This window comes from Nonomuraea aridisoli (genome assembly GCF_003236395.1).
In the GTDB taxonomy this organism is placed as follows: domain Bacteria; phylum Actinomycetota; class Actinomycetes; order Streptosporangiales; family Streptosporangiaceae; genus Nonomuraea; species Nonomuraea aridisoli.
The window spans coordinates 1-10,241 of the sequence record NZ_POUD01000311.1; the positions used below are offsets into that span (position 1 = coordinate 1).

Consider the following 10,241-nt stretch of genomic DNA (forward strand, 5'->3'; position numbering starts at 1 on the left):
GGACGGGAGCGCACCGGGCGGGGGGCGAGCACCGACTTCGGCTCCTCCCGCTCGGGCTCGGCCGGTTCGGTCGTCGGCTGGGCCTGCTGCCCCGTCTTCGGCAGCCGGTAGACGGGCTCGGCCGGCTTGGAACGCGGCTGGAAGAGCGGCGCCGCCTCCTTCACCGGCTCCTCGATCGGGACCGGGGCGTCGGAGTCGGGCGGGGACAACCGCAGGAACTCCACCGGCGTGGGCTGCGGCTCCGGCGACGGTGGCGGCTGGCGGCGCGCGCTCCTGGCGGGCCCCTGGTGCACGAGCACGTCCCCGGTCATGTACGGATCGGGCGCGCCCTTCGGCAGGATCACGTCACCCGTCGCGAACGGCTCCACCCCCGTGGCCGGCGGCGCCGCCAGGAAGAACGGCCGCTCCGGAGCGGACGGCTCCGGCTTCGCGGGTGCGGCCTGGGGGAGACGGAAGGCGCGGGTCGACCCCAGGGGGTCGCGCAGCGGGGCCGGGGACTCCAGGAGACCATCGCCCGCCGTATCCCGATATTTCGGCATCGGTGCCGTCGTGGCCTCGTGCGTGGCGGCCCGGTCCCCGGACGGCGGCGTCAGCAGCTCGGCCGGGAAGATCACCGTGCTGGACGCCGGGTCGTTCCGCGCCGGCGGCTGCGGCCAGACCGGCGGGCTCGGCCAGCGCGGCTTGACGAACAGCGGCCCCGGCGTCGCCGTACGGGAGCCCGCGAAGTGGATGCGCAGCGCGCCCGGCGGCTGCGGCCACGGCAGCCGGCCCAGCACGTCCGGCAGCGGGGCGACGGCCAGCGCGCCGAAGACGTCCGCGACCGGCTTGGGCAGCCGCGGCCCCGTCGAGGCCAGCGCCGCCCCCAGCGACTGCCGGAAGCGCTGACCCGCCGACATCACCAGCTCCTCGGCGGTGTCGGAGGCGACGCCCAGCACCCACGCCAGCTCCTCCGTGCCGAGCTCGCACACCGCGCACAACACCAGCACCTCGCGCTGGTGCGGGCGCAGCTCGCGCAGGGCGCGCTCGACGAGCGCCGTGGCCGGGTCGGTGAGCGGATCGACGGCGGGCGGCGAGTAGAGGACGTCACGCCGGTGGATCTCGCGGCGGGCGAACGCGTAGAGGGCGGCACGGGGTGGCGCGACGGCCGGGACACCCGAGAACACCGCCGCCAGGACGTCGGACGCCGAGCCGAGGTCGCCGAGCTGGTCGGCGCAGTAAGCGAACATCCCGGCGGCGTGCAGGTCGTAGAGCTCTGCGATCAGTTCTGCGCGCGGGCGCTGATCGGTGATCGGCTGAGTCACGGGGCCGAATCCTCTTGCTGGGTGTGGACGCTGAGGGGAGGGAGCCGGTGGAACAGAAGCGTCTGGAGAGTGTGGGGGTAATCATGCCAACACTTAGCGGTCCGGCGCACTACCAGATGCGGATTTGCACTGAATAAGTGAAGCGTTTAAGGAAAACCCAGGACGACATGCGAGCACAGAGCGCCGTAGTCTGTGGTCCGAGAGATCATGCGGCGGTCGTGGCGAGGGGGCCGCGGCCCCTGCCATGGAGAGACCGATAGCGAGAGTTCGCGCGTGATCACATTCGACGCTGTCACCAAACGCTACCCAGACGGAACGGTCGCCGTGGACGACCTCAGTTTCGAGGCGCCCACCGGCGAGATCACCGTTCTCGTGGGGCCGTCCGGCTGCGGGAAGACGACGTCCCTCCGCATGATCAACCGCATGATCGACGCGTCGGAGGGCCGCATCCTGCTCGACGGGGTGCCGGTGCAGGGCATCGACCCGCCGACGCTGCGGCGCGGCATCGGCTACGTCATCCAGCAGGCCGGTCTCTTCCCGCACCGCAAGATCGTCGACAACATCGCCACCGTCCCCTACCTGCTCGGCTGGGACCGCAAGAAGGCCAGGACCAGGGCCATGGAGCTGCTGGAGCGCGTCGGGCTCGACCCGGCGCTCGCGGGGCGCTACCCGTTCCAGCTCTCCGGCGGGCAGCAGCAGCGCGTGGGCGTGGCCAGGGCCCTGGCCGCCGACCCGCCCGTGCTGCTCATGGACGAGCCGTTCAGCGCGGTCGACCCGATCGTGCGGACGAGCCTCCAGGACGAGCTGCTGCGGCTGCAGAGCGAGCTGAACAAGACCATCGTGTTCGTCACCCACGACATCGACGAGGCCATCAAGCTGGGCGACCAGGTGGCGGTGCTGCGGGTGGGCGGCAGGCTGGCCCAGCTCGCCGACCCCAAGACGCTGCTCGCCGAGCCGGCCGACGACTTCGTGCGCGAGTTCCTCGGCCATGACCGGGGGATCAGGCGCCTGCAGTTCGTCTCGACCGAGGGGCTGCGGCTGCGTACGGACCTGACCGTCCCGGAGGGGTCCGAGGGCGGCTCGCCGGAGCCGTGGCTGCTCGTCGTGGACGGCGACGGCCGCCCGGTCGGCTGGCGGGCGGCGGCGCGGCCGGGCGAGCTGGAGCCGTACGGCACCTTCGTGCGCGGGCGCGACTCGATGCGCGCGGCGCTCGACGCGGCGCTGTTGTCGCCGTCCGGCTGCTCCGTGGCCGTGGACGAGCAGGGCAAGGTCGTCGGCGTGGCCACCAGGGAGGCGCTCGACGAGGCGCTGGCGGAGGCGGTCCATGGGTGACGGCCCACCTTCACTGTGGGAGTGGTTCGGCCGCAACTGGGACACCGGCCGCGCCGACAGCATCAGGACCCTGCTCACCGACCACGTGACGATGTCGCTCGTGCCGGTCGTGCTCGCGCTCGTCGTGGCGCTGCCGCTGGGCCTGGCCTGCGCCCGCTGGCGCTGGCTCTACCAGCCCACCTCGGGCCTGATGAACGTCGTGTACGCGCTCCCGTCGCTGCCCGTCTTCATGCTGATGATCTCGGTGACCGGGCTGTCGCAGACCACGGTGATCGTCCCGCTGGCCTTCTACGGCGTGGCTGTGCTGATCCCGGCCGTCGTGGACGGGCTCGACTCGGTGCCCGACCACGTGCGCCAGTCGGCCGTCGCGATGGGGTTCACCCCGCTGCGCCGGCTGCTGGCGGTCGAGCTGCCCATCGCGGCGCCGGTCGTGCTGGCCGGGCTGCGGGTGGTCGCGGTCTCCAGCATCAGTCTGGTCAGCGTGGGCGCGCTGATCGGCCAGGGCGGGCTCGGCGGGTTGTTCACCCGCGCCTACCAGAACCCGTTCATGCCCCCGGTGATCGTCGGCATCGTGCTCGTCGTGGCGCTGGCCCTGGTCGCCGACGGCCTGCTGGTGCTGGCGCAGCGCCTGCTCACCCCGTGGGTGCGGGCCCGCAAGGAGGCGGCGTCATGAGCTGGGTGACCGCGTTCCTGGGCTGGCTCGCGGAGTTCTTCGGCGACGGCGCCAACTGGACGGGCTCCGACGGCATCCCCGCCCGCCTGCTGGAGCACCTGGAGTTCTCGGCGCTGGCGCTGGCGCTGGCCGTGCTGGTCGCCGTGCCGCTGGGCCTGGCGATCGGGCACACCGGCCGGGGCGGGATGCTCGTCGTGGTGGCGGCGAACCTCGCCAGGGCGCTGCCCACGCTGGGGTTGCTGGTGATGTTCGTGCTGCTGCTGGGGGCGTCGTCTATCTGGCCGGTGATCATCCCGCTGGTGCTGCTGGCGGTGCCGCCGATCCTGGTCAACACCTACGAGGGCATCAAGGGCGTCGACCCCGAGCTGCGCGACGCCGCGTACGGGATGGGGTTGCGCGGCGGGCAGGTGCTCGGGCGGGTGCTGGTGCCGGTGGCGCTGCCGCTGATCCTGCTGGGCTGCCGCCTGTCGGCCATCCAGGTGGTGGCCACGACCACGGTCGCCGCCTACACCGGGCTGGGCGGTCTCGGGCGGTATGTCATCGATGGTTTCGCCACCAAGGATTACGCCAGCGTCGTCGGTGGTTCTGTTCTGATCGTGTTGTTCGCGCTTTTCGTCCAGGCGGTGTTCGCCCTCGTGCAGAGGGTGACGGTGTCTCCGGGGGTGAGCCGGCGGCTGAACATCCGATAATCTCCCCATTACCTCCCGTTAAGAAGGGAAATATCATGAGACGCACGTACGGCATCGCGGGAATCCTCCTCTCGGCGATGCTCGCGCTCGCCGCCTGCGGCGGTGGCGGCGGCACGGGAGGCAACCCGCTCGACACCACGAGCGCGGCTCCCAGCGGATCCGCCTCCGGCGGCGGGACGGCCGTCATCGGCTCGTTCGACTTCGACGAGAGCGTGCTGCTCGCCTCGATCTACGCCCAGGCCCTGGAGGCCAAGGGCGTGCAGGTCGAGGAGAAGCCGCGCATCGGCAGCCGCGAGGTCGTCCTCGACCAGGTCAAGAGCGGCGGCCTGACGATCGTGCCGGAGTACAACGGCAACCTGCTGGCGTTCCTCGACCCCAAGAGCACCGCCGCCACCACCGACGAGGTGGACGCCGAGCTGCAGCAGAAGCTGCCCGCCGAGCTGGAGATCCTCGAATCCGCCCCCGCGGAGGACAAGGACAGCCTCTCCGTCTCCCGCCAGACCCAGACCGAGCAGTCGCTGACCACGATGGAAGACCTGGCCAAGGTCTCGAAGGACATGGTCGTCGGCGGTCCCCCCGAGTTCAAGAGCCGGTGGGAGGCGCGGTTCAAGGAGGTCTACGGGATCGAGTTCAAGGAGTGGAAGCCGACCGGTCCGACCACGGCCGACGCGCTGAAGGACGGCTCGATCCAGGTCGGCAACGTCTTCACCACCGACCCCAAGATGACCGCCAACGACCTGGTGCCGCTGGAGGACCCGAAGAACATCTTCCCCGCCCAGAACGTCACCCCTCTGCTGCACAAGGCCTCCGCCACCGACGCCATCAGGACGACCCTGAACGGCATCTCGGCGAAGCTGACCACGGAGTCGCTGCTCGACATGATGCAGAAGATCTCCGTCAACAAGGACGAGCCCGCTACCGTGGCCAAGGAATGGCTGACCACCAACGGGCTGGCCTGACGCCGGCCTTCGCGAGAGCCTCCCGCCGTGGGAGGCTCTCGCGGCGTGTCGGCCGTTGACCGATCTGTTCCAGGGGGCTTTCGCGGTGAGTGAGCTGTTCACCGAGGCGATGGCGCAGCTGGCCGCGGGCGTCGCGGTGGTGACCGTCCGCGACGGGCGCGACGACCTCGGCGCCACGGTGTCGGCGCTGATGTCCGTCTCCCTGGAGCCCCCGCTGGTGCTGGTGAGCCTGGCCAGCGCCGGCTACCTGAACGAGGTGTTCCTGCGGCAGGACCGCTGGGCGGCGTCCCTGCTGTCGTCGGAGCAGGCCGCCATCGCCAGCCGCTTCGCCACCCCGGGCCGTCCCAGCGCCCGCCTCCTGGTGGCGGGCACCCCGCACCACAGGGGCGAGCAGACGGGCGCTTTGATCATCGAAAACGGCGTAGCCGCACTGGAGGCCGAGACCACCAAGGTCATTTCGGCCGGCGACCACACCCTCTACCTCGCCACTGTCCTCTCCGTCCCCTACATCGGCTCCGCCCGCCACCCTCTGGTACGCCTCCGCGGCCGCTATCGCTCCTCAAGCTCCTGAGCCGTGTGCGTGTGGGCTGCGGTCAGGACCGTCCACGCCGCCACGTCGCGGGCGTACAAGCCTCTGGCGGTCCTCGCAGCCGTCCCCGGCTCGGCGTAGCACGAGGAACAGACCTCCCTCCGAGGCGAACTCGTATTCGCCTCAGCAGGACGTTTCACGTACGCGAAGACGCGGCGCTCGCGGGATGTACGCCTCCCAGGTGTGCATTTCGATGCCTCCTGTGGCGCGGCGGCGGCGGAGCGTGGGCTGCCGGGCCGCCGCCGCGCCTGTTTGATGGGCCGGGGGTGCACGGGGGCGGGCACCCCCGGCCAGGTCCGGCGACTGCGCTCGCCCGACGACTTGGGGTGGCCGACGAACGGCCGTACTACAGCGGCAAACACAAGCAACACGGAATGAACATCCAGTTGCTGGCCGATCCCATGGGCCGGCTGGCGTGGGCCTCGCCTGCGTTGCCGGGCGCCGTTCATGACGTGACCGCCGCTCGGAAGATCGGCCTGATCGACGCCTTGACCGGCGCCGGCGTGACGACCTTCGCGGACAAGGGCTACCAAGGCGCGGGCGGCGCCATCCGGACGCCGTTCAAGCGGCATCGCCATCGACCGTGGCTGTCGCGTGGGCAGCGGGACGTCAACCGCTCGCATGCCCACATCCGTGCCATTGGCGAACGTGCCGTCGCGACCTTGAAAACCTGGAAGGTACTGACCAAGTTGCGCTGCTGCCCACATCGAGCGACCGCGCTCGTGCAGGCGATCCTCGTACTTCAGCTCGTCGAAGAGGACCGCTACTCAGGATGAAAAGAGCTCACTGAAGCATCCTCAGATCGGCTTATTCGAGATGGCAGCACCTTCGGCGTGCCTCTCCCCGTACACGTAACGCCTGCGGGAGGAGTACGACTGATCAGCCTTTCAGCTCACCGGCCCCGACCGAGACGACCCCGCGTTCGTGGCCGGTCAGCGGGTCTCCGACCTGCTCTCTGGTGATCAGATCCCACACCCGCACCGTACGGTCCCCCCCACCGGAGACGACGATCAACCGGCTGTTCACCTGCGTTACCGCAATCGCATGGACGGCTCTGTCGTGGCCGGTCAGCGGGTCTCCGACCTGCTCTCTGGTGATCAGATCCCACACCCGCACCATACGGTCCACGCCGCCGGAAACGATGACCGAACGACCGTTCACCTGAGTAAACGCGACTGGACCGCCGCCGCGTTCGTGGGCGGTCAGCGGGTCTCCGATCTGTTTTCTGGTGGTCAGGTCCCACACCCGCACTGTGCCCTTCCAGCCGCCCGACACGACGACCTGCCGACCGTTCACCTCGCCGACCGCGACCGACACGACATTGCTTTCGTGGCCGGTCAGCGGGTCTCCGATTTGCTCTCTCGTGGTCAGGTCCCATATCCGAACCGTGCCGTCATGACCGCCGGAGACGACAACCGGCCGACCGTTCACCTCGCTGACCACGACCGAAGCTACGGTGCCGCTATGGCCGGTCAGCGGGTCTCCGATCTCTTTTCTGGTGGTCAGGTCCCATATCCGTATCGTGGCGTCCGCGCTAGCGGAGACGATGACCTGCCGACCGTTCACCTCGCCGACCGCGACCGACACGACACTACGTTCGTGGCCGGTCAGCGGGTCTCCGACCTGCGTTCTGGTGGTCAGGTCCCATGTCCGTACCGTGCTGTCCCACCCGCCCGAGACGGCGACCGGCCGACCATCCACCTGGCCGACCGCGACCGAGAGAATGCGTTCGTAGCCGGTTAACGGCTCCCCATCCTTCTCTTCAATGGTCAAGCCCCCGATTTGCCTTTTCGTGATCAGGTCCCATATCCGTACCGTGTCGTCGCTGCCGGCGGAGATGGCGATCGACCGTCCGTCTACCTGGCCGACCGTGACGGATATGACAGCGTCGCTGTGGCTGACCGGACCGGGACCAACGTTGATGAAAAGCATCACGGCGAGGGTTACGACCACCGCGCAGGCCACTACCAGCGCACTGCGGCGGTGTGCGCGCATTGCTGAACGTGCCGCTGGAGGCGGAGCCGTAGCGGTTGATACCGCAGAAGCCCGAAGTGTCTGCTCCGGTGGCGTAGCCGGGGACGGCCGGTCGGCATCGGTCACCGTTTCGTTTCCCTTTACCTCGTGCTGTACCCGCCACCTTGATGGGTGATCGCAATTGAGGTTGGAGGCGACGGAGACCTTAACGATCACCCTGCCATATCCAACCTTTGCGCGCCATCGGCCAGCTCGTGTCCCTCCGGCCGGAGCCGTCTTACGCCCAACTGTGCTCAGGGCGTCCGATACGTGAGGATGAAAAGGGTTCAGTTAATGGAGGGCGACTTCGCCGCGAACGCCGCGTGGCTGACCTGCGCGGCGATCACCCACAACCTGTTACGCGCCACTGGCTGCCTGGCCGGGCCCGCCCATGCCAAGGCTCGTGGTGCCACGCTCCGCCGGCATCTGATCGCCGTCCCCGCCCGCCTGGCCCGGCACGGACGCGGCCACGTCACCTTCCACCTGCTGCAGCATTGGCGCTGGCAGCAGGCATGGATGAACGTCTTCGAGACCGTTCACGACCGGCCGCCTGCACACGTGGTCTGACCAGCCCTGAACACTTTCGGTCACCGCTCGCACCACCACGACCCCAAAGGTCACCCGCGCCATCGGCGCATGAACCCCTGCCCCGAGCCCTGTGGACATGTGGACAGGCTGCGATCCGCGTGCAGCGGCTCTTCCATGCCCGGAAACAGCGCTTCACCTGGCGAAACGGTCCTCGCGGTGGAATTGGGCCGGGAATCGATCACGAGGAATCATGCGGTGTATTCAGGCTGAGGAAGAGCTACACCCATTCGATATTCATCTGTTACTTATTCTGAGGTACCTTGTATGCTCGCGGTCTAGCCAATCCGCAGTCAATCGCACGCCGGTTATCCGCTCCGCCAGCATGAACGCGTACACCTTCCAAACGTCCGAGGACACTTGTGAAGCGTTCCTCTCTGAGTCCTCCTCTGAGGCTGGGACCGTGTCCAGCATCATGGGTAGATCCGTGAGGTGACGTTCAAGGAAAGTGATGTCACCAGCGGGACCATCGAGCCAGCGCAGGCGGCATTGCAGGTCACCATCGCGCGCGTAAAACAGCGAGTAGTGCAACATCGTGTCATTGATCGTCAACGCAATCGCCTCGCCGTTCTCCGAGAGACGATCCACGGACGTCGCGCCCGCCCAGTCGCTGGACTCGATGGTTATCAGCCATGACGACAACCCACCGACGACCACAGTTCCGCCACGCCCGCACCTCCCGTACTGCGCGTCTGCTTCCTCGGCGGCTTGGGAGATCGTACGCGGCTGGGCGGTCGAAAGATCCGCGGCAAGGGCAGCGGCAAGGTGTCCTTCGCCGCCTGCTCGGCACCACGTGATGCAGACTTGCCGCAGACTGTCGCCATGTCTGGCCAAGACCTCTTGGTAACGAGCCATCTCTGTCGCATCCATGCATTACTCCTGTACGGCCGATCGCCGCGAAGGCAGAGGCGCCCTCGCGGCGATCGATCTTCTCAAATCCGACTAGTTCGGCGTGTCCACGTAGAGTTTCTCGAATGGGTGTAACTGGCCGGCTGCGCTAAGCGGTTCACTTCCCAGCACCCGGTAGTTTTGGACGAACCAGCCCAGGTCTGTACCGACCTTCTCGTTGTGATCCCAGAGGATGAACCCGACAGCTACATTCCCGTTGGTCGTAGGCCCGGCGGACCCTTCATGTGTTGCAGCGAACGGATATTCGTCGCAGTCACGGTTGATCGGTCGGGGCACCCCTTCCGCACGGAGAATATCGGCACAGTAGGTGCGCGACCGATTTCTATTGCGCTCGTTCCTGGTCCTGCTTCGTCGATGACGCCGTCGAAGAATTCGCCCCAGATCTCGTTGCCACCGATGCGCAGTGCGCCGGCGTCGTAATAGAGGTCTCCCGTCACGGGTTCCTGAGCGGCCTGCTGACCGTTGACGTACAGCCGTGCGGTGCTCCCGTCATACGTGACCGCGATGTGGGTCCAGGCGTTGATGGGCAGCGCCGAAGTTCCGTCCACGGTGAACGTTGAAGCCCACCCGTCCGTGTCGGTCTGAAGCCAGCCAGTAGGGACCGTGCCATCAGAGGCGTACAGCGCGTAGGACGCACTTGTCGCTTCCTCCAGCTCTCTGGTGACCACGGCACGCCAGTCGGCGACGTCTTCGGGTTTGACCCAAGCCGACACCGTCATTGCGGTCGACAGTCGCAATGCTGGAGCGTCAGTGATGGTCACCCAACTGTCTGAGCCGTTGAACGACAGAGCATCGCCATGCCTGCCCGCCACTCGTGTGACGTTCCTGGCCACGCCGGTGTGCCCCCGCCCCGACGCATCAGCGACCGTCGTGCCGGACGTCTCTTCCATCCCGTACGCGGCCACCAGCCCAGCAACAGGCGGGACGTCGACCCTGTGGTGAAGGGCCACGAATAGGCCACATCGTGTTGCCTGCCGCGTCCGTCGCGCCAGTCACCAGCCGGTGCGCTGGATCAACTGATCGAGTCCTCTGCCGCCGCCCCCTCGCCTGGTAAGACCCTGACACCGACGGCCCGGGTGGAGCGGACCGCCGGCGCCCTCGCCCCAGCCGCTGGCACGCCGTGAGGCCATGACAGTGCTGGGCGGAGTGGCTGGGTCAGCGGATGACGTACCAGGCGGGGAGGATCAGGGG

The 10,241-nt window shown here is 68.2% G+C and carries 11 protein-coding genes and 1 pseudogene; 7 read left to right on the plus strand and 5 right to left on the minus strand.

The features are described 5' to 3' along the window. A partial coding sequence (locus C1J01_RS41595) for an RNA polymerase sigma factor (protein ID WP_146615913.1) occupies positions 1–1,301 on the minus strand: 1,301 nt, incomplete at its 3' end. A gap of 273 nt (positions 1,302–1,574) precedes the next feature. Here C1J01_RS41595 and C1J01_RS41600 point away from each other — a divergent pair. From C1J01_RS41600 to C1J01_RS41625, 6 genes are all read left to right on the plus strand, one after another. Then, positions 1,575–2,633, plus strand: a complete 1,059-nt coding sequence (locus C1J01_RS41600) for an ABC transporter ATP-binding protein (RefSeq protein WP_111184552.1) — start codon at positions 1,575–1,577, stop codon at positions 2,631–2,633. Beyond that, positions 2,626–3,306, plus strand: a complete 681-nt coding sequence (locus C1J01_RS41605; RefSeq protein WP_111184553.1) for an ABC transporter permease — start codon at positions 2,626–2,628, stop codon at positions 3,304–3,306. The genes C1J01_RS41600 and C1J01_RS41605 overlap by 8 nt, the downstream gene beginning before the upstream one ends. Further along, on the plus strand, positions 3,303–3,995 hold the full coding sequence (locus C1J01_RS41610) for an ABC transporter permease (RefSeq protein WP_111184554.1): 693 nt from the start codon (positions 3,303–3,305) through the stop codon (positions 3,993–3,995). Before C1J01_RS41605 ends, C1J01_RS41610 begins: the two co-directional genes overlap by 4 nt. A gap of 35 nt (positions 3,996–4,030) precedes the next feature. Next, positions 4,031–4,954, plus strand: coding sequence for an ABC transporter substrate-binding protein (locus C1J01_RS41615; protein ID WP_111184555.1), 924 nt, complete (start codon positions 4,031–4,033; stop codon positions 4,952–4,954). Positions 4,955–5,063: 109 nt separating this feature from the next. Beyond that, the gene (locus tag C1J01_RS41620; RefSeq protein WP_111184560.1) at positions 5,064–5,525 is read left to right on the plus strand and encodes a flavin reductase family protein; all 462 of its coding nucleotides are present in this window, start codon (positions 5,064–5,066) and stop codon (positions 5,523–5,525) included. Positions 5,526–5,536: 11 nt separating this feature from the next. Further along, the gene (locus C1J01_RS41625; protein WP_268958795.1) at positions 5,537–6,319 is read left to right on the plus strand and encodes a transposase family protein; all 783 of its coding nucleotides are present in this window, start codon (positions 5,537–5,539) and stop codon (positions 6,317–6,319) included. A gap of 103 nt (positions 6,320–6,422) precedes the next feature. On the opposite strand, the gene C1J01_RS41630 is transcribed toward C1J01_RS41625, so the two are convergent. Beyond that, positions 6,423–7,475, minus strand: a complete 1,053-nt coding sequence (locus tag C1J01_RS41630) for a WD40 repeat domain-containing protein (protein WP_181449256.1) — start codon at positions 7,473–7,475, stop codon at positions 6,423–6,425. Positions 7,476–7,850: 375 nt separating this feature from the next. Between C1J01_RS41630 and C1J01_RS54195 the strand changes: the two genes are divergently transcribed. After that, the gene (locus C1J01_RS54195) at positions 7,851–8,123 is read left to right on the plus strand and encodes a hypothetical protein (RefSeq protein WP_438943182.1); all 273 of its coding nucleotides are present in this window, start codon (positions 7,851–7,853) and stop codon (positions 8,121–8,123) included. A gap of 255 nt (positions 8,124–8,378) precedes the next feature. Here C1J01_RS54195 and C1J01_RS41640 read toward each other — a convergent pair whose 3' ends face one another. The 3 genes and pseudogenes from C1J01_RS41640 to C1J01_RS41650 all read right to left on the minus strand — a co-directional run. Next, positions 8,379–9,011 carry a DUF6461 domain-containing protein gene (locus C1J01_RS41640; RefSeq protein ID WP_146615914.1) on the minus strand — a complete coding sequence of 211 codons (633 nt, stop codon included), beginning with the start codon at positions 9,009–9,011 and terminating at the stop codon, positions 8,379–8,381. Between the two features lie 72 nt (positions 9,012–9,083). Continuing rightward, positions 9,084–9,431 carry a NucA/NucB deoxyribonuclease domain-containing protein gene (locus C1J01_RS54200; RefSeq protein ID WP_111184558.1) on the minus strand — a complete coding sequence of 116 codons (348 nt, stop codon included), beginning with the start codon at positions 9,429–9,431 and terminating at the stop codon, positions 9,084–9,086. After that, positions 9,410–9,940: pseudogene (locus C1J01_RS41650) on the minus strand (LamG domain-containing protein); the annotation flags it as partial. The gene C1J01_RS54200 and the pseudogene C1J01_RS41650, both read right to left, overlap by 22 nt. Positions 9,941–10,241: the final 301 nt, after the last annotated feature.

Bases quoted from the DNA above. Each gene is read 5' to 3' on its own strand.
- C1J01_RS41605 (WP_111184553.1), top strand. From the start codon at position 2,626: ATGGGTGACGGCCCACCTTCACTGTGGGAGTGGTTCGGCCGCAACTGG.
- C1J01_RS41610 (WP_111184554.1), top strand. From the start codon at position 3,303: ATGAGCTGGGTGACCGCGTTCCTGGGCTGGCTCGCGGAGTTCTTCGGC.
- C1J01_RS41615 (WP_111184555.1), top strand. From the start codon at position 4,031: ATGAGACGCACGTACGGCATCGCGGGAATCCTCCTCTCGGCGATGCTC.
- C1J01_RS41620 (WP_111184560.1), top strand. From the start codon at position 5,064: ATGGCGCAGCTGGCCGCGGGCGTCGCGGTGGTGACCGTCCGCGACGGG.
- C1J01_RS41630 (WP_181449256.1), bottom strand. From the start codon at position 7,475: ATGCTTTTCATCAACGTTGGTCCCGGTCCGGTCAGCCACAGCGACGCT.
- C1J01_RS54195 (WP_438943182.1), top strand. From the start codon at position 7,851: ATGGAGGGCGACTTCGCCGCGAACGCCGCGTGGCTGACCTGCGCGGCG.
- C1J01_RS41640 (WP_146615914.1), bottom strand. From the start codon at position 9,011: ATGGATGCGACAGAGATGGCTCGTTACCAAGAGGTCTTGGCCAGACAT.